This is a genomic window from Pantoea sp. Cy-640 (assembly GCF_011752635.1).
Lineage (GTDB): Bacteria > Pseudomonadota > Gammaproteobacteria > Enterobacterales > Enterobacteriaceae > Pantoea > Pantoea dispersa.
Window position 1 is genome coordinate 1,090,976 of the sequence record NZ_VWXB01000001.1, and the last position, 17,807, is coordinate 1,108,782.

Sequence of the window (17,807 nt, forward strand, 5' to 3'; positions counted from 1 at the left end):
ACCCCCTTAAACTGAGCCTTATTACCGCCTTGAATGATGGCAACTGTGGCACATTTAACGCAGACCTTTTCAGCCTTGCCGGCTGTATTCTCTCTTTATAAGGCAACGACATGCTCGATATCGCGGATTTAAAAGTTTTTTTTCAGGAGCCTGAAATACAGCAGCTCATCGATGACACCTGGGATAAGGTCGGTGATGCTCTGGCACAGGCGCAGGCAGAATTACCGGCAGAGCTGGCCATGGCGCGCCGTGAACTCTCTTTCCATAGCCATGTAAAATGCCTGGGTTATCTTTGCTGGTTACTCGAGCATAATAATGTGGCGGGTGACATCATTGAAATCGGCGTATGGAAAGGGAAATCGACGGCTTTCATGAATGAGATTTGCCAGCATAAACGTCGCATTATCAGCATCGATCCCATGGAGCTGGCAAATCAGGAAAGTGAGCTGCGCTTTTATCACGAAAAGCTGTTTCCCCAGGTTAATCTCATCCGTGGCTACTCTGAATTAAGTATTGAGCGGGTGCAGGCCCTTAATCCGCGTACCGTATTACTGCATATTGACGGCGGACACGAAGGCCGCCATGTATTGCTCGATTTCCTGTTATATTCGCCCACCCTGGTGCAAGGCGGTTTTATCGTCTTTGACGATTATCGCGATCACCAGTATTCACCGCAGGTCGGTCCTGCTGTGGATTTATTACGCGCGGGTGGCTATTTTAATGGGTTCGATGTGATTGGCAGTTTGCCCGGCTTTGAAAACAGCTATTTATTGCAGAAGCGATAACCATTCCAGCCTGATGAAATGTCCTCTCCCGCAGCCGGGAGAGGAAGAAAAACATTTCAGCTCTGTTCCTTATTTCTCTGCCGTGACCGGCTTGAGAATCTGCGGCTCAATATCCTGAATCACCGCGTCGCCAGGGCGCTTTGCCACTTCGTCCAGCGCCTGCTGGCACTCGACGGTTGGGCGATCCACTTTACGCAGCGTCAGGCCATCGTAGTGCAGTTCACCGTTCTCCAGCGAGAGCGGCATCACGCGCGCCTGACGGTTAACGTTAACCCAGTCATCATCCAGGCGCGTCAGCTTGCCCGGTTTGGCAATCACCCGCTGCCACTGGCGGCAGTCAAGGGTAGCGCCATCAGCGCTGACGATCAGGCTGGCCATGGCCTCGCTGCTGATCAGCTTGCTCTGCGGTCCCATCGTCTGCCAGTTACCCTGCAGCTCCAGCGGTGCCGGGGTTTTTACCGCTTCGTCATAACTGTTGATTTGCGCACAGCCGCTCAGCGCCAGCGCGGCCAGTACCATCCACTTTTTCATCTTCGGTCCCTACACTCGCATCAATGGCGGCTACGTTATAATGTTTTCCCGGCGTGACGCAAGGTATCTGCGGTGGAATCCCCCTTCTCTTTCTCCGGCGCCCTCAAGCTGTTCAACTCTTCGCCGATAACCTGATGTGAAGTCTAAAGCACCTGCACCCATAACAATATTGACGACTTACTCACCCTGGTTTCGGAGAACGCTGTTATGCGATTGACCCTTCGCGCACGTCTGGCTGCGATTGTCAGCCTGCTGTGCCTGTTACTGATTATTGCTGCCGTCTGGGGAATTATCGGCCTGCGCGCTGCCGATCAGCGCGCGCAAAATGCCTATCAGAACGAGCAGCTCCCGCTGCAATACTCTTCACGCCTGTACCGCATGGTGCAGGAGCAATCCGCTACCCTGTTCGATGCGCTGCGCTACTGGACCGACAGCAGTGAAGTGGAAAAACGCCTGGCGCGCATTGCGCAGTACGGTCAGCAAATCAACGCCGATCGCCATACTTGGCAGCAGCTGGCGTTTGATGCGCAGACCAAACCGCTGAGCCAGCGCTTCCTGACCCATCTCGACGGCTGGCAGGGCGCGCTGCATGAAGCCGGTGAGCTGCTGAAAGGCGGTAACCCGTCCGCCGCACTGGTGGTCATTGAAACCCGCCTGCGCAGCGGCAGCCAGTTGCTGCAGCAGGACATTGACCAGCTGGATGCGCTGATGCGGCAGCATGCGCAGACGGCCTGGCAGCAGGGCAACCGCGACTACCTGCTGGCACGCAATAGCCTGATCGCCATCCTGCTGTTGGGACTGAGTCTGGCGCTGGTCTCCGGCTGGCTGCTGATCCGCTCGATTAACCGTTCCATCGCCCAGGCGCGCGAGCTGGCGGATGCCATTGCCGGCGGCGAGCTCAATCACCGTATCGGTACGGTAACGCGCGATGAGATGGGCGAACTGATGCAGGCGCTGCTGCGCATGGATGTGCGGCTGGCGGAGATCGTGCGCGAGGTGGGCGAAAGTGCCCATGCACTGAGCGATGCGGCACGCCAGATGGCGGATGGCAACGACGATCTGTCGGAGCGTACCCACGCGCAGGCCAGCTCGCTGGAGCAGACTGCCGCCAGTATGGAGCAGATGACCGCCACGGTGAAACACAACGCGGACAACGCCGCGCAGGCCAACGAGCTGGCAAGCGATGTGCGCCATCAGGCCGAGCGCGGCAGCGGTGTACTGCGCGACGCGGTGAGTGCGATGGAGGAGATTGAGTCCTCCAGCAAGCGCATCGCGGATATCAACCGCGTAATTGATGAAATCGCCTTCCAGACCAACCTGCTGGCACTGAATGCGGCGGTAGAAGCGGCGCGCGCCGGGGAGCAGGGGCGTGGCTTTGCGGTGGTGGCGTCAGAGGTGCGACAGCTGGCGCAGCGTTCGGCCGGTGCCGCACAGGAGATCAAGGCGCTGATCGATGCCAGCGTAGGTAAAGTCGAAGCCGGCAGCGCGCTGGTGCAGCGATCTGGCGAGATGCTCAACGACATCAATCACGGCGTGGCGCGCATGGTGGATATCGTCGGCGAGATCGCCGTGGCCAGCCGCCAGCAATCCAGCGGTATTGAGCAGGTGAACACCGCAGTAATCCAGATGGACGGTGCCACCCAGCAGAATGCATCGCTGGTGCAGCAGGCCAGCGCGGCCAGCCAGACGGTGAGCCAGCATGCCGGATTGCTGGTGGAAAAAATGGCATTCTTCCGCCTGCAGCAGCCATAAGGAGCCGCCATGAAGCGTACCATAATCGCGCTGCTGGCCGCGCTGCCGCTGCTCAGCCAGGCCGCCACCACGCTCAATATCGCCACCATTGCCAATGGTGACATGACTATCATGCAGCAGCTGTCGAGCCGTTACGAACAGCAGCATCCGGACGTGAAACTGCAGTGGCACGTGATGGATGATGGCGCCCTGCGCCAGGCGGTGCTGGCAGCCATGAACAGCGGTGACGCAAAATTTGATGTGATTACCGTGGGTACCTATGAAGCGCCGCTGTGGGGTAAAAAAGGCTGGCTGGCGCCGCTCAACAACCTGCCGCCAGAGTATGACAGCGACGATCTGCTGACGCCGGTGCGCAAAGCACTGTCCTGGCAGCAAACGCTGTACGCGTTACCGTTTTACGGGGAAAGCAGCATGACCTATTACCGCAAAGATCTGTTTGCGGCGAAAGGGCTAACCATGCCGGACGATCCCGACTGGACCGACATCAAAAATTTCGCGGCGAAACTCACCGATCCTCAGCACGGAATCTATGGCCTGTGCCTGCGCGGCCAGCCCGGCTGGGGCGATAACGTGGCCCTGCTCACCACCATGGCCAACGCCTATGGTGCGCAGTGGTTTGACGATCGCTGGCAGCCGGCGCTAAATTCGCCAGAGTGGCATGAGGTATTGACCGATTATCTGGCGATGGTGAAACAGGACGGTCCGCCGGATACGGCCAGCAATAGCTTTGGCCAGATCCTGCGTCTTACCGCACAGGGAAAATGCGCGATGTGGATCGACAGTACCGTCGCCGCCGGCCTGCTGATTAACCCGCAGATTTCGCTGGTGGCGGACAAGCTGGCGTTTGCGCCGGCGCCGGGCGGCATTACGCGCAACGGCTCGCACTGGCTGTGGTCGTGGGCGCTGGCGGTCCCGGCTAACTCACCGCAGCGCGCCGCCGCCGTGGACTTCATCAGTTGGGCGACCTCGCGGCAGTATATTCAGCAGGTCGCAGATACCGTCGGCTGGGGAGCTGTGCCACCCGGCAGCCGCAACTCCACCTACCAGCAGCCAAACTACCAGCGCCTGGCGCCTTACGCCGCTCAGGTGCGCAGCGCGATTGAATCTGCCACCGTCGATCAACCGACATTGAACACCGTACCTTACACCGGTGTGCAGTACGTCAGTATTGCTGGCTTTGATCAGATGGGTAACGCCGTCGGGCAAAATCTGGCGGCGCTGCTGCAGGGCAAGCTGACGGTGGACCAAACGCTGGAAAAAAATCAGCAGGACGTGACGCGCCTGCAGGCCGCACAGCAGTAAACATTCGGGGTTCCTGACAAGTCGCCGTGTGCGGGTTACACTAACGCGCAATTTGACCGGCAGGAACCCCCGAATGAAAACCCCTGAAGAGTATTACGCCCTGGCCCGCAGCCTATTTTTCACCGCCCACCCTGATTTTCAGTCCGCGCTGGATGAACTGAGTGAGAGTGATGCGCGCGCCGCCAATATGTCCCTGCGTGAACTGCGCGCGTGGCACGCCGAGCGCATTTATGCCGCGTTTCTGCGTCAGAAGAAGCTCGACGGCATGCTGTTCTCCATCCAGCTGGCGGAACCGGATAAAGCGGTTGCTGCACAAGCAATTGAAACCTATCTGAAATCTCACGCAGAAGCGCTGGGTATGACGTGGGAAGAGTTCTGTATTAAGAACGAGTTATAAGCGATGCATTGATAAAAAGGCGATCGGAGAGAAATTTCCGGGGAAAAAGTTGTACAACATGAGAAAAGTTGTATAACTTAATACTCACGACGACTGTCGTCGATTGTCCTTGAACGAAAGGTGCTATTGCACCGCCTCTGGAGGTGTTGCTGGATTTCCACCTCCAGAGGTTCGATTTTTTGCGTGCGCCCTCTGCTTTTGCCCGCTTTATTCCCCTGTCGTTGCATCTTTACGCCGCGCTGTTTCACCCGTATGAAAATAATTGCCGCCCTGCCGCTTGTCACTGGTTTTATTTACAGTAATATGACGCTCCCACTTTGATTACTGGAATGCCCTGATGTTTGTGGAGCTGATTTACGACAAGCGCAACGTAGCCGGATTACCGGGCGCGCGCGAAATGATTTTGCAGGAGCTGGAGAAACGCGTGCAGCGCGTCTTTCCGGATCTGGAGGTGCGGGTTAAGCCGATGGAGCGTAACGCCATCGAAACCGATATGAGTAAAAACGACAAGGCGACGATTGCGCGTATTGTTGAAGAGATGTTCGATGAAGCCGAGATGTGGCTGGTGGCCGATTAGGCCACCAGCAGCCGCGCTTAACTTTCCTGCTCGCTGTGATTGATGGCGATTTCCAGATCCTGAATCGCCTGATCGATATCATCCAGCAGCTGTCCCTGCTTGTTGATCAGCGTATCAAAACGCGTGGCGTACTCTTTATCCTTATACTCCCCAGCATCAAAGGCCAGCCAGTGGCTGGAAAGCGTCTCAGTGTTGGTCTGCGCATAGTGACGCATCTCTTTTAGCTGTGAGGTGACATCACGCAGGTAGTCAGTTTTGGTTTTGATTGCCTCTGTATCACTCATGCTATTTTCCTTTTTGCTGATAAAGCCAGTTAAAATAACGCCTGAGCAATTAAAGTTAGCAGATAATAGCGAAGCCGCCTGCAGAATTATCTTAACTTAGTCTCCATTCGTGGCTGATTGCGATGAATTGACGTCAGATTTAGCGCTTTTCTTCCGCTACAGACTGTTGCCTTCGCACCTATAATGGCACACCAGCCCCGATCATCCGGAGAATGCATTGTGTCGACTGAACCTTTCAATCCTGGTTATTACACCGAACATGAGCTGAACAGCTTCGGCTTCAAACACGTCGGCAAGCAGGTCATGGTGGCAAAAAACTGCACCATTATTGGCCTGCACAATATCACTCTTGGCGATCACGTGCGCATCGACGGATTCTCGACCCTCGTGGCTGCCGGCGATGGGTATCTGACGCTTGGCTCCTACATTCATATTGGCGGTTACTGCGCCGTACTGGCAGGTGCCGGTGTGGAAATGGCGGATTTCTCGGGGCTTTCGCAGGGCGTAAAAATCTACTCGAAAAGTGATGATTACAGTGGGGAATTCATGACCAATCCCACCGTGCCTGCCCACCTGACCGGCGTCACCTCGGGGAAAGTGGTGCTGGGCCGACATGTTATCGTCGGTTCGCAATCCATTATTATGCCAGGCCTTACGCTGGCAGAGGGAACCGCAGTAGGCGCCAATTCACTGATAACGCGCGATACCGAAGCGTGGTCGATCTACTTCGGCTCGCCCGCTAAAAAGATTAACAGCCGGCAGCGAAACCCACTGGAACTGGAAAAGCAGATCACGCGAGCGAACGGGTGATCAGGGCATCCCTGCCCGCCTGAATTACAGATACTTCTTCGCCAGCGCAATCAGTTCATCCTTTGCGGCGCTGCCCAGCTTCAGCACGCCCTGTTCAACAAAGCTGAAGGCCTGGACAAAGTCCTTCACCCCGGCGCTGATATCCTGCGCCACCGCATCGCTGGCGGCAGTAGCAGTAACTGGCGCGTCGGGGGCAACAACCGGTGCGGCGGCCTGCGCGTTGCGCACACCAGGCGTGGCGGCCGCTGAGGCGCCTGCGCTGGCCGAGCCGTTCGCCAGCGTATCCTGCGTTGCCAGCTGCTGATCGAGATCGACCGGCGCATCCGCATGAAACGGTTGCTCAGCGCTGGCGGGCGCTGCCGGTTGCGCAGCTGGCGTTGCGGCTGCCGGCGGCGTTGCTGGCTGGGCAACGCTGTCAGCTGCGCTGTCAGCGGCAGCCGGCGCGCTGGCCGTTTCGTTGGCAAAACTCTCCAGCGGTGACAATGCCTGTTGCGCCGCAGCGCTGGTTGGGTTGATGACAGTTTGATCGCTCATAATTTTCTCCTTATTGCTAAATAAAGACCGCAGTTGCTGCAAACGGACTGCGATCCGCTCGGTAATACGCATCTGGTCCTCCTTAGCGCCGCGGCTGTGGCGCGGTTTGCTGCCCGGCCGGCGGCGTGGAGGGTGTTGAGGTGTGGCTGGCGCTGCGCGGCGGCTGAGCATCCAGCTTTTTCTGCAGCTCGACCAGCTGGCTGGTCAGTTCGGCGACCTTTGCTTCGCGTCGATCGGAGATCGCCCGGTACTGCTGGCGAATCTCCTCCACGCGCCGGTTGGCGTCGTTATTGACGTAAAGAAACAGAATGGTCATCGCCACACACAGCAGCGATAACAGCATCAGCAGGCCACCCAGCATCAAATGACGGCGGTGGCTTCGCACCAGCAGTTCACTGTTTATCTGCACCATCGCGGTTCTCCTCCAGAGTGGTAATCAATTGATTAATCTGGCTGCGAAACTTATCGCTGTGCTCGGCTTCGGTGGTCGCCAGCAGGATACCGAGTGCGTTCTTGATCAAACGCAGATCGGTCTCCAGCGATGAGATACGCCGCAGGTTTTTGTCGTGACGGATACGCAGTTCATCGTTTTCCTGGCGCATCAGCGCATGGCTCTCCTTGAGAAGCAGCACCTGCTCTTTGTAGCTGGTGATGATCTCGCCGCCCGCGCGATTGCTGGTGACGATTGACGCGATCCCCGCCATCAGGGGTTTCCAGAACACCGCTGCCGCGCCACCGCCAAGCAGCAGTGCGCCTACGCTGGTGACCAAACTACTCTCCATGCCCTACCTCTCTCACCTGGCGAGGGTTAGCCGGACACCCCGCTGACCTCCCTCGCCAGTATCACGGCCAGCGGCATATTTAAGTTTACTTTAAATAATGATTTTAAGTATACTTAATTCAAGACTGGAGGAGTTGTCAAGATGATGAAAAAAGAATCTGGTGGTGAGCGCATTCGCCAGCGCCGTAAGGCACTGAAATTAACGCAGCAGGCGCTGGCCAATGGCATTGGCGTGTCGCACGTTGCGGTTTCGCAGTGGGAGAAAGAAGAGACGGTGCCGCGTGGTGAGCATCTGCTGCGGCTGGCGGAGTTGTTGCAGTGTAGCGCGGCGTGGATTATTGATGGCGACGGCCAGCCGTTTGCCAGTACGCACGCTTCCCCCGCTCTCACTGCCGTGCCGCTGGTCACGCTGGTGCAGGCCGCGGACTGGCTGAATGAGCAGCGACTGCAGTGGCAGCAGCAGGCTGTCCGCTTTCTTTACAGTGACGAAGCGCTGAGCGACAGTGCGCTGGCCGTTACGCTGGAAGATGACGCCATGAACCCGGCTTATCGCGCCGGCGACCGGTTGATTTTTGATCCGCAACGCGTGCCCCAGCCGGGCGATGTGGTGCTGGCGCGGGTAGACGACGTCGCGATGGTGCGAATTATTCGGATGCACGACGAGCAAATTTTCTCGTTACGGCCGCTGAACGAAGATTTTCCCGTGCAGCAGAGTCAAAAAAATACGCTGGAACTGATTGGCACGCTGGTGGAAATGCGGCGGCGCGGCAGCCGCTGAAGCAGCAAAAAACCCGCCACGCGGCGGGTTAAATCCAACAAAAGACTACGGCAAAAATCACAATGTGTCGGTGAGATGATCAACGACCACCCTTCCCTCGAGATCGGTTTGCGTTATACGGTAACTGACGCGGTAAGAGCGGCGGTTACTCAGTTTATCGAACAGCGCCACGCTGCCCTTGTGCTCACCGTTGGCACCGACAATATGCCATTCGGTGACATCTTCCTGTCCCCGGTTATGCAGGCGTAACAAGCTCTGCTCAACTAAACGATCGCTTTCATCAATCTTCAAATAATCACGCAACATCTTTATCACCTCCGGTTAACCCGGCTAACGATACGCTTTTCATTTATCCTTTCAATCGAATTTATTTATCGTTCACGCCGCTGACCAGCGGTTGAGTAAAAATTTCACCCAACGCGCCCCGCCAACCGCTTCGGTTAAGTGGAATTTAATAAAATAGTTAACGATCACGCGTCTCAGCGCTGGACAGATCCTGCCGTCTGGCTGTTAATGTAAGGCAAAATAACGATAGCGCCGGACAATCTCATGCTGACTACCATCCTTTATCGCAGCCACCTCTACGATCACGTTCCCATCAAAACGCTGGAGGATATGGTTGGCAAAGCCAATAAGAAAAACGAAGTTTCAGATGTCACCGGCATTCTGTTGTTTGATGGACGACATTTCTTCCAGCTGCTTGAAGGGCCCGATCAGGCCGTTCAGGGTATTTACGACCGTATCTGCCACGACGCCCGCCATCACAATCTGGTTGAGCTGATGCATGACTTCGCGCCAGCCCGGCGCTTTGGTAACGTCGGTATGGAGCTGTTTGACCTGCGCGAGCATGATAAATCCAGCGTGCTACAGGCGGTGCTGGATAAAGGCACTTCGCGTTACCAGCTCACCTATGACGACCGTGCACTGCAGTTCCTGCGCACCTTCGTTGAGGCGCGGGAAAAAGAGAACTATTTCGAGATCCCACCGGCCAATACCTGGGAATTTATTACTGATGCGGAAAGCCAGCGTCAGCTGGAGAGTCTGCAACACTATGTGCAGGATTGCCGGTTTGCGTTTCAGCCGATTGTCGATCCCTTTTCGCGGCGTATTACGGCCTATGAAGCACTGATTCGCACGCCGGACGGCGGTTCACCACAGGAGTACTTCTCCGCGTTTGGCGGCGATGCGATTTACCACGCCGATATTCAGTCCAAAAGTCTGGCCTTCAACCTGGCGAAAAATCTCGGCCTCGGCGAGCAGACGCTGACCATCAATCTGCTGCCAATGTCACTGGTCACCGTCCCGAATGCGGTGGATTTCCTGCTGCAGGAAATCGCGGTTAACGGTCTGGTACCGGAGCAGATCGTGGTGGAAGTGACGGAGAATGAAATCATCTCGCGTGCCGAAGAGTTTACGGCAGAGGTAAGAAAACTTAAGGCGGCGGGTATCAGCCTGGCGCTGGATGACTTTGGTGCCGGGTTTGCGGGTTTGTCGCTGCTGTCTAAATTCCAGCCGGATAAGATCAAAATCGATCGGGAAATCATTAGTGACGTGCACAAAAGCGGTCCAAAACAGGCGATTGTGCATGCCATCATTAAGTGCTGCGCTTCGCTGGAGATCGCGGTGATTGCTGAAGGCGTGGAGAAAGCCGAGGAGTGGATGTGGCTGGAAGCGGTTGGTGTCAGTCAGTTCCAGGGCTATCTGTTTGCCCGTCCACAGTTTAATGGTTTTCCGGCAGTGGCCTGGCCGGAGATCAAGTAACTGCACACGCTGACCGCCGTCATTACGGCGGTCACGCGCTTAACACTCAGTCTCGCGTGCCGGTTCCTCCAGCCGTTCACTGAGCACCACGTATTTCATCAGCTCAAACGTGCGCTGCGTCATTGGCACCGCGCTGCACGGGCGAAACCAGCCAAACTGCTTCTGGTACAGCCACACTTCCGGATAGCGCTCGCCATCTTTAATCCAGTAATAACCATCATTCATAGGTTTGCCCAGCGGCCTGCGCCGCGAATCAGACATTCATGCGTGCCTGATAAAGTGATACGCCCTCTGGCGTAATGAGTAACCCTGCTTGCATGAAAGCTTACTCCAGCTAATTACTGTAGCAGATAAGAGAAGCGACCGGGCACTTAACGCTGGGCTTATTCAGGTAATAAACGAGGCGGTAAAAGAATAAATGCCCCTAAGCTAAGGGGCGAAGCAGACAGGCAAGCTAACATCCGTGTTACGGCAATGGAGTGGAGAACAGCAGACACAAGAATTCAGGAGGCAATATCGTCAGGGGTACGCTGAACAATAAGTTCCAGTGCCTGGCGATAAATATCCAGCTGAACCACGTCATGTTCAGACTCTAATCGCTCCAGCAGCGCCAGAATAATATCTTTATTGCTCACACGCAGTTTCACCGCTGCCAGCTGCTTATAAATCAGCGCAATGATCTCTTTTTCACTGGCATATTCTGAATCCGCGTGCTGGAAATATTCTGACAGGTGAGACTCTGTTGACGCCAATGCATTCTGTTCCATAACAAGCCTCATCGGGTGAGCTGCAGTGCAAACTGCAGTGATTAATCGGTTACTCAGGTTAAATTTTTGAATCAGCACAGGTAAAAAAGCAGCCTCTGAAAGTGGAAATCCACAACACCTTCAGAGGCGATGCAAAGCATCATTCGTTACGTGTGACTGACTGCCACAACCGAGAAGTTATACAAAGATGGAAAACTTGTACAACAATTCCGTTAGCATTTCGTGTGGTCAGAGGAGGTCTGCACAACAATTTCGCCATTCTCTCCAACAATAAATCGCCATTTTCACAGGAAAAATCATGCAGTTAACCTGAATAAAATATCACACCCTGTGCTAACCCCCTCTTTCTGCTCAACAAAATTTTTTTCTCCTCTCGCTGACTCGCACACTTCTATACAGCCCCCATAAACTTGTACAACTTTGCAAAACTGTACAATTTAGCCGTTCTGTGTGTAGAGTGTGAAAACGATTACGGTCGCCAGAAACGGCCAGCGATCAGCTGAAATTCATCACAATAAAACCCCTGCTGGAGAGAGAGATGAAACAACACGAAACCAATAAGGAGCGTAAAAACGAGGGCGAGGTGCACAAAGGTTTACCGGAAGCCGCACCGCATGCAGGTAACGCTTATGAAGAGGACGACCATCCAGCCCAGGATGACGCTCGTGAGCACGGTGAAATCCCGCGTACGCGCGATGACAGTCAGGATGACAAAAAAGATCCTTATCAGGATCAGTAAATTGCCTTCGATGATATCTGGACCGACCCACCGGATGTTATTTTCGCGGCCGCTGACTACTGGCGTTAATAAGCGAAGCGGCAACCAAGATTGATCATTGAGTTTAATTAAGACATTATTTTGCGGAAATTAGAGAAGGCGTGCCTTCATTCATTTCTGGAGAGCACTAATGGAAACGGGTTTTTACTGGGTAGGCAGCAGCACAACTGAGCCTGAGGTATGGTACTGGGATGCTGGACGCGGATTTTATCGCCCGATGGAGCCAATACCGCTTTCTCTGCCTCGTTTTAAATCTGCCGGTTTTAAACTCCTGAGTGGCAAACTGACGCCACCGGAAGAGTCACACTCTGCTTAAGTTTTCGTCTGCAGGTGAGAATATTGTCAGTTACGCTGTTAAGCGCAGCGTAGCTGAACTATATTCCTGTGAGGAGGACATGATAATGCAGGAAGGATTTTATTGGGTACAGCGCGGCGATGAAGAACCCGAAATCTGGTTTTTCTCTATCCGTCAAGACGGTGCCTGGTTTGAACCCACCAAAAACGATGCCATCAGTCAGCAACGTTTTGCTGAACAAGGCTACAGGGCGATCAGCGAGAAATTGTCACTGTCCTGACCCTGACGAAACCGCCTCTTTCAGGCGGTTTTTTATTGCGCGCCGCTAAACCTGCATGCTCATGATCTCGCTGTAGGCATTGACCAGCTTGTTACGCACCTGAATTCCCATCTGCATCGAAATCGACGATTTCTGCAGATCGACCATCACATCATTCAACTGGATGCCCGGTTTACCCAGCTCAAAATCCTGCGCCTGACTGCGCGCAGCGGTCTGGGTGGCGCTGATTTTATCCAGCGCGGCTTTCATGGTGGCACCAAAATCGAGCTGACTGGCGGACTCGGTCGGTTTGCCACTGGCCTGCAGTGACGTCAGCTGCAGCTGCTGCAGTACGCCATCAATTGCCTGAATTGACATTGCCTGTACCTCATAGATGAAGGGTTCTTTTTTTCACGGAGGAAAAGTTAACACACTGTCAATAGGACAAAGGCGCTAAATGACTGCAAAAAACCCGGCTTATCCAGCCATCGAAGTGACACGATTCATCAAATAATGCCAGGCATTAGATTGGAATTTCATTTTTTCCCCTCCCCCGTCGGCCAGCAACACGGCATCAACGGGCGGGGATGCGTATCAGGGAGTCAGTTTTGTCACCTACATACACCCGGTCAATTATGTCAGGCAGGAATTGGTCATGAATGCGAGTGCAGCCGCCACACAGGATACAGCAAAGAAAGGCTTTAATGACCTTCTCGCCCGCCTGCGCGCAAATCCGCGTATTCCATTAATCGTTGCTGCCGCGGCCGCTATCGCCGTGGTTCTGGCGCTGGTGCTGTGGGCCAAAGCGCCCGACTATCGCGTTCTCTATAACAACCTCTCTGATGAGGATGGCGGCGCGATTGTTACCCAGCTCACCCAGATGAACATCCCTTACCAGTTCGCTGAAAACGGCGGCGCCCTGATGGTGCCCGCCGATAAAGTGCATGAGCTGCGTCTGCGCCTTGCCCAGCAGGGACTGCCGAAAGGGGGTTCGGTAGGCTTTGAGCTGATGGATAAAGAGAAGTTTGGTATCAGCCAGTTCAGTGAGCAGATTAACTACCAGCGTGCGCTGGAAGGTGAGCTGGCGCGCACCATCGAAACGCTCGGACCGGTGAAGAGCGCGCGCGTGCATCTGGCGATGCCAAAACCGACGCTGTTCGTGCGCGAGCAAAAATCCCCGTCTGCCTCAGTAACGCTGAACCTGCAACCGGGCCGTGCGCTGGATGAGGGCCAGATTCAGGCGATTCAGCACATGGTCTCCAGCAGCGTTGCCGGTCTGCCACCAGGCAATGTAACCGTGGTCGATCAGGCGGGTCGCCTGCTGACGCGCTCCGACAGCGAAGGCCGCGATCTTAATGATGCCCAGCTGAAATATGCCTCCGAAGTGGAAGCACGCTATCAGCAGCGCATTGAAGCCATTCTGAATCCGATTCTCGGTCAGGGTAATGTGCATGCGCAGGTGACCGCGCAGATTAACTTTGACCGCAGCGAGCAGACGGACGAGAAGTATCAGCCGAACGCGAACCCGAATAACTCGGCGATTCGCTCACGCCAGACCAGCACCAACGATCAGAACGGCAGTCCGTATCCGGGCGGCGTACCGGGCGCGCTGTCGAATCAGCCTGCGCCGGCCAATACCGCGCCGGTCACCAACCCGCAGCAGCAGAACAATAACAACGCTAACGGTCAGCAGAACAACAACGCGCAGAATGCCGGCACCTCGACCAGCACCGCGCAGAGCAGCGGCCCGAGCAGCTCCAGCCGCAACGATACGGTGAACTACGAGCTGGATCGCACCATTCGTCACACCAAACTCAACGTCGGTGACGTGCAGCGCCTGTCGGTCGCCGTGGTGGTCAACTACCGCGATGACGGCAAAGGCAAAGCGGTGGCGCTGAACGATCAGCAGATCAAGCAGATTGAAGATTTGACTCGCGAAGCGATGGGCTATTCGCAAACGCGTGGCGACAGCGTCAACGTGGTGAACTCGCAGTTCAACACCACCGAGCCAACCGGCGGCGACCTGCCCTTCTGGCAGCAGCAGTCGTTCTTTGATCAGTTGATGACCGCCGGTCGCTGGCTGCTGGTGGCACTGGTTGCCTTCATCCTCTACCGCAAAATGGTGCGTCCGCAGCTGCTGCGTAAACGTGAAGCCGAGAAAGCCGCCGCCGAAGCCGCCGCTGCCCGTGCTGCCGCGCGTGAGGAAGAAGCCGCTTACAGCGTCCAGATCAATAAAGACGAGCTGGACCAGGAGCGCAAATCTAACAACCGCATGAGCGCCGAGGTGATGAGCCAGCGCATCCGCGATATGTCTGAAAACGATCCGCGCGTTGTGGCGCTGGTTATCCGCGAATGGATGAGTAACGAACTATGAGTCTGACCGGTACTGAAAAGAGCGCCATTCTGATGATGACCATTGGCGAAGAGCGTGCGGCGGAGGTGTTTAAACATCTCAACCAGCGTGAGGTGCAGCACCTCAGCGCCGCGATGGCCAGCATGAAACAGATTTCGCACAAGCAGCTGACCGAAGTGCTGCGCGAGTTCGAAACCGATGCCGAACAGTTTGCTGCGCTGAGCCTCAACTCCAACGACTACCTGCGTTCGGTGTTGATCAAGGCGCTGGGCGAAGAGCGCGCCTCCAGCCTGCTGGAAGATATCCTCGAAACGCGCGAAACCACCAGCGGCATGGAAACCCTCAACTTTATGGAACCGCAGGCGGCGGCGGATCTGATCCGCGACGAGCACCCGCAGATTATCGCCACCATTCTGGTGCACCTGAAGCGCGGCCAGGCGGCGGATATTCTGGCGCTGTTCGACGAGCGTCTGCGCCACGATGTGATGCTGCGTATCGCCACCTTCGGTGGTGTACAGCCGGCGGCGCTGGCGGAGCTGACCGAAGTGCTCAACGGCCTGCTGGATGGCACCAACCTCAAGCGCGCGAAGATGGGCGGCGTGAGAACCGCAGCGGAAATCATCAACCTGATGAAAACCCAGCAGGAAGAAGCGGTTATCGAAGCAGTACGCGACTTCGATGGCGAGCTGGCGCAGAAGATTATCGACGAGATGTTCCTGTTCGAAAATCTGGTGGAAGTGGACGACCGCAGCATCCAGCGCCTGCTGCAGGAAGTGGAGTCCGAGCAGCTGCTGATTGCCCTGAAAGGGGCCGAGCAGCCGCTGCGCGAGAAATTCCTCAAAAACATGTCGGCGCGCGCCGCCGATATCCTGCGCGACGACCTCGCCAACCGTGGCCCGGTGCGTATGTCCGCGGTGGAGAACGAACAGAAAGCGATCCTGCTTATCGTGCGCCGTCTGGCGGAAGCAGGCGAGATGGTAATTGGTGGTGGCGAGGAAACCTATGTCTGATGCCTTTTCCGCCCGTGCATGGCAGCGCTGGCAGCCTGATGATTTAGGCGCGCCGCAGCCGCCTGAGCCTGAACTGCTGCTGGCAGAGGAGCCGGACAGCGACCTCGTGCTGAGCGAGGAAGATGAACAGCAGCAGCAGCTGGAACGTCTGCAGCAGCAGATGCGTAAAGATGCGCAGACGCAGGGCTACAGCGAAGGTTATCAGAAAGGCTTCGCCGAAGCGCAGCAAAACGGCTATGACGCCGGGTTCCAGCAGGGACTGGCCGATGCCCAGCAGCAGCAGGCTCCGTTACAGGCGCGTATGCAGCAGCTGGTCACCGAGTTCCATCACACGCTGGAAGCGCTGGATAGCGTGATTGCGTCGCGCCTGATGCAGCTGGCGCTGGAAGCGGCGCGCACGGTGATTGGCCAGGCGACGCAGGTGGATGGCAGCGCCCTGCTGCGCCAGATCCAGCAGCTGATTCAGCAGGAGCCAATGTTCAGCGGCAAACCGCAGCTGCGCGTGCACCCGGACGATCTGCAGCGCGTTGAGCAGACGCTGGGCCCCACGCTCGATTTACACGGCTGGCGGTTGCTGGCCGACAGTTCGCTGCATCCCGGCGGCTGTAAACTCAGCGCCGAAGACGGCGATCTGGATGCCAGCGTCGCCACGCGCTGGCAGGAGCTGTGCCGTCTGGCGGCACCGGGAGCATTCTGATGACGTCACGCCTTTCGCGCTGGCTGGGCGCGCTCGACAGTTTTGAAGATCGCATTAGTCAGGTGCAGACGGTGCGCCGTTACGGCCGCCTGACGCGCGCCACCGGTCTGGTGCTGGAAGCCACCGGCCTGCAGCTGCCGCTGGGCGCCACCTGCATTATTGAGCGCCACGACAACGGCACAATTACCGAAGTGGAAAGCGAAGTGGTCGGCTTCAACGGCCAGAAACTGTTTCTGATGCCGCTGGAAGAGGTCGACGGCATTCTGCCCGGCGCGCGCGTGTATGCCCGCGTGCACGGCGATCACAGCGGTAAACAGCTGCTGCTGGGGCCTGAGTTACTTGGCCGCGTGCTGGACGGCAGCGGCAAACCGCTGGATGGCCTGCCCGCGCCGGAAACCGGCTACCGCGCGCCGCTGATCACCGCGCCGTTCAACCCGCTGCAGCGTACGCCGATCCACGATGTGCTGGATACCGGCGTGCGGGCGATCAACGCCCTGCTCACCGTGGGTCGCGGCCAGCGTATGGGGCTGTTTGCCGGCTCCGGCGTGGGGAAATCGGTGCTGCTCGGCATGATGGCGCGTTACACCAAAGCCGACGTCATCGTGGTGGGCCTGATTGGTGAACGTGGCCGCGAAGTTAAAGAGTTTATCGAGAACATTCTTGGCGCCGAAGGGCGCGCGCGCTCGGTGGTGATCGCCGCGCCGGCCGACGTTTCGCCGCTGTTGCGTATGCAGGGGGCCGCTTATGCCACGCGCATCGCCGAAGATTTCCGCGATCGCGGTCAGCACGTGCTGCTGATTATGGACTCCCTCACCCGCTACGCCATGGCGCAGCGTGAGATCGCGCTGGCAATCGGCGAGCCGCCGGCCACCAAAGGCTATCCGCCATCGGTGTTCGCGAAGCTGCCGGCGCTGGTAGAACGCGCCGGCAACGGCATTCACGGCGGCGGTTCAATCACCGCGTTCTATACCGTACTGACCGAAGGCGACGACCAGCAGGACCCGATTGCCGACTCGGCGCGCGCTATTCTTGACGGCCACATTGTGCTGTCGCGTCGCCTGGCGGAGGCCGGTCACTATCCGGCCATTGATATTGAAGCGTCGATCAGCCGTGCCATGACCGCGCTGATTGATGAAACCCACTATGCGCGCGCGCGCCAGTTCAAGCAGTTGCTCGCCAGCTTTCAGCGTAACCGCGATCTGGTGAGCGTCGGCGCTTATGCCGCAGGCAGCGATCCGATGCTGGACCGGGCCATTAAGCTCTATCCGCAGATGGAAGCTTTCCTGCAGCAGGGCATTTTTGAACGCAGCGATTATGACGATGCCTGTTTGCACCTGCAGGCGATGTTCGGCTAAC

The 17,807-nt window shown here is 56.6% G+C and carries 23 protein-coding genes; 14 read left to right on the top strand and 9 right to left on the bottom strand.

What is annotated here, in order from left to right:
- Positions 1-110: 110 nt before the first annotated feature.
- Positions 111-785, top strand: a complete 675-nt coding sequence (locus tag F3J36_RS05390) for a class I SAM-dependent methyltransferase (protein WP_058757411.1) — start codon at positions 111-113, stop codon at positions 783-785.
- A gap of 69 nt (positions 786-854) precedes the next feature.
- On the opposite strand, the gene yedD is transcribed toward F3J36_RS05390, so the two are convergent.
- Positions 855-1,316 (bottom strand): lipoprotein YedD, encoded by a 462-nt coding sequence (gene yedD, locus F3J36_RS05395; protein ID WP_166719097.1) that lies wholly within the window; start codon positions 1,314-1,316, stop codon positions 855-857.
- Positions 1,317-1,523: 207 nt separating this feature from the next.
- Here yedD and F3J36_RS05400 point away from each other — a divergent pair, with 207 nt between their 5' ends.
- The 4 genes from F3J36_RS05400 to F3J36_RS05415 all read left to right on the top strand — a co-directional run bounded on the left by F3J36_RS05400 (position 1,524) and on the right by F3J36_RS05415 (position 5,344).
- The gene (locus F3J36_RS05400) at positions 1,524-3,068 is read left to right on the top strand and encodes a methyl-accepting chemotaxis protein (RefSeq protein ID WP_166719098.1); all 1,545 of its coding nucleotides are present in this window, start codon (positions 1,524-1,526) and stop codon (positions 3,066-3,068) included.
- A 9-nt stretch (positions 3,069-3,077) separates the two neighbouring features.
- Positions 3,078-4,370 carry a sugar ABC transporter substrate-binding protein gene (locus F3J36_RS05405; RefSeq protein ID WP_166719099.1) on the top strand — a complete coding sequence of 431 codons (1,293 nt, stop codon included), beginning with the start codon at positions 3,078-3,080 and terminating at the stop codon, positions 4,368-4,370.
- 73 nt (positions 4,371-4,443) lie between these two features.
- Positions 4,444-4,767 (top strand): DUF6388 family protein, encoded by a 324-nt coding sequence (locus tag F3J36_RS05410; protein WP_021509883.1) that lies wholly within the window; start codon positions 4,444-4,446, stop codon positions 4,765-4,767.
- A gap of 337 nt (positions 4,768-5,104) precedes the next feature.
- Positions 5,105-5,344, top strand: coding sequence for a DinI-like family protein (locus F3J36_RS05415; RefSeq protein ID WP_021509882.1), 240 nt, complete (start codon positions 5,105-5,107; stop codon positions 5,342-5,344).
- Between the two features lie 17 nt (positions 5,345-5,361).
- Here F3J36_RS05415 and F3J36_RS05420 read toward each other — a convergent pair whose 3' ends face one another.
- Complete coding sequence (locus F3J36_RS05420) at positions 5,362-5,628, bottom strand: hypothetical protein (protein ID WP_058757407.1); 267 nt, start codon at positions 5,626-5,628, stop codon at positions 5,362-5,364.
- Positions 5,629-5,811: 183 nt separating this feature from the next.
- On the opposite strand from F3J36_RS05420, the gene F3J36_RS05425 reads away from it, so the two are divergent.
- Positions 5,812-6,438 (top strand): acyltransferase, encoded by a 627-nt coding sequence (locus tag F3J36_RS05425; RefSeq protein ID WP_166719100.1) that lies wholly within the window; start codon positions 5,812-5,814, stop codon positions 6,436-6,438.
- Positions 6,439-6,462: 24 nt separating this feature from the next.
- Here the strand turns inward: F3J36_RS05425 and F3J36_RS05430 are convergent, their stop codons facing one another.
- The 3 genes from F3J36_RS05430 to F3J36_RS05440 all read right to left on the bottom strand — a co-directional run bounded on the left by F3J36_RS05430 (position 6,463) and on the right by F3J36_RS05440 (position 7,754).
- Positions 6,463-6,972, bottom strand: a complete 510-nt coding sequence (locus tag F3J36_RS05430; protein ID WP_166719101.1) for a hypothetical protein — start codon at positions 6,970-6,972, stop codon at positions 6,463-6,465.
- 82 nt (positions 6,973-7,054) lie between these two features.
- Positions 7,055-7,384, bottom strand: a complete 330-nt coding sequence (locus tag F3J36_RS05435) for a hypothetical protein (protein WP_127834273.1) — start codon at positions 7,382-7,384, stop codon at positions 7,055-7,057.
- Positions 7,365-7,754, bottom strand: a complete 390-nt coding sequence (locus F3J36_RS05440; RefSeq protein WP_031280179.1) for a hypothetical protein — start codon at positions 7,752-7,754, stop codon at positions 7,365-7,367. The genes F3J36_RS05435 and F3J36_RS05440 overlap by 20 nt, the downstream gene beginning before the upstream one ends.
- Before the next feature lie 141 nt (positions 7,755-7,895).
- On the opposite strand from F3J36_RS05440, the gene F3J36_RS05445 reads away from it, so the two are divergent.
- Positions 7,896-8,531, top strand: coding sequence for a S24 family peptidase (locus F3J36_RS05445; RefSeq protein WP_211072813.1), 636 nt, complete (start codon positions 7,896-7,898; stop codon positions 8,529-8,531).
- Between the two features lie 57 nt (positions 8,532-8,588).
- Here the strand turns inward: F3J36_RS05445 and F3J36_RS05450 are convergent, their stop codons facing one another.
- The gene (locus F3J36_RS05450) at positions 8,589-8,837 is read right to left on the bottom strand and encodes a hypothetical protein (RefSeq protein ID WP_166719102.1); all 249 of its coding nucleotides are present in this window, start codon (positions 8,835-8,837) and stop codon (positions 8,589-8,591) included.
- Positions 8,838-9,080: 243 nt separating this feature from the next.
- On the opposite strand from F3J36_RS05450, the gene F3J36_RS05455 reads away from it, so the two are divergent.
- Positions 9,081-10,292, top strand: coding sequence for a diguanylate phosphodiesterase (locus tag F3J36_RS05455; RefSeq protein ID WP_166719103.1), 1,212 nt, complete (start codon positions 9,081-9,083; stop codon positions 10,290-10,292).
- Positions 10,293-10,331: 39 nt separating this feature from the next.
- Here the strand turns inward: F3J36_RS05455 and F3J36_RS05460 are convergent, their stop codons facing one another.
- Together F3J36_RS05460 and F3J36_RS05465 are read right to left on the bottom strand one after the other, a co-directional pair.
- Entirely contained in the window at positions 10,332-10,553 is a 222-nt protein-coding gene (locus F3J36_RS05460) for a hypothetical protein (RefSeq protein WP_021509873.1), read from the bottom strand.
- 242 nt (positions 10,554-10,795) lie between these two features.
- Complete coding sequence (locus tag F3J36_RS05465; RefSeq protein WP_371741992.1) at positions 10,796-11,137, bottom strand: biofilm/acid-resistance regulator YmgB/AriR; 342 nt, start codon at positions 11,135-11,137, stop codon at positions 10,796-10,798.
- 460 nt (positions 11,138-11,597) lie between these two features.
- Here F3J36_RS05465 and F3J36_RS05470 point away from each other — a divergent pair, with 460 nt between their 5' ends.
- The gene (locus F3J36_RS05470) at positions 11,598-11,798 is read left to right on the top strand and encodes a hypothetical protein (RefSeq protein WP_021312831.1); all 201 of its coding nucleotides are present in this window, start codon (positions 11,598-11,600) and stop codon (positions 11,796-11,798) included.
- A gap of 440 nt (positions 11,799-12,238) precedes the next feature.
- Positions 12,239-12,412, top strand: a complete 174-nt coding sequence (locus F3J36_RS05475; protein WP_166719104.1) for a hypothetical protein — start codon at positions 12,239-12,241, stop codon at positions 12,410-12,412.
- A gap of 45 nt (positions 12,413-12,457) precedes the next feature.
- On the opposite strand, the gene fliE is transcribed toward F3J36_RS05475, so the two are convergent.
- On the bottom strand, positions 12,458-12,769 hold the full coding sequence (gene fliE / locus F3J36_RS05480; RefSeq protein WP_021509871.1) for a flagellar hook-basal body complex protein FliE: 312 nt from the start codon (positions 12,767-12,769) through the stop codon (positions 12,458-12,460).
- 277 nt (positions 12,770-13,046) lie between these two features.
- On the opposite strand from fliE, the gene fliF reads away from it, so the two are divergent.
- From fliF to fliI, 4 genes are read left to right on the top strand one after another with little or no spacing between them, the layout of a single operon-like run.
- Positions 13,047-14,765: a flagellar basal-body MS-ring/collar protein FliF gene (fliF, locus tag F3J36_RS05485; RefSeq protein WP_166719105.1), complete on the top strand. Its 1,719-nt coding sequence runs from the start codon at positions 13,047-13,049 to the stop codon at positions 14,763-14,765.
- A complete protein-coding gene (fliG, locus tag F3J36_RS05490; RefSeq protein WP_021509869.1) occupies positions 14,762-15,754 on the top strand; it encodes a flagellar motor switch protein FliG in 993 nt (330 codons plus the stop codon). Before fliF ends, fliG begins: the two co-directional genes overlap by 4 nt.
- Positions 15,747-16,451, top strand: a complete 705-nt coding sequence (gene fliH, locus F3J36_RS05495; protein WP_021509868.1) for a flagellar assembly protein FliH — start codon at positions 15,747-15,749, stop codon at positions 16,449-16,451. Before fliG ends, fliH begins: the two co-directional genes overlap by 8 nt.
- Positions 16,451-17,806 (top strand): flagellar protein export ATPase FliI, encoded by a 1,356-nt coding sequence (gene fliI / locus F3J36_RS05500; protein WP_166719106.1) that lies wholly within the window; start codon positions 16,451-16,453, stop codon positions 17,804-17,806. Before fliH ends, fliI begins: the two co-directional genes overlap by 1 nt.
- Position 17,807: the final 1 nt, after the last annotated feature.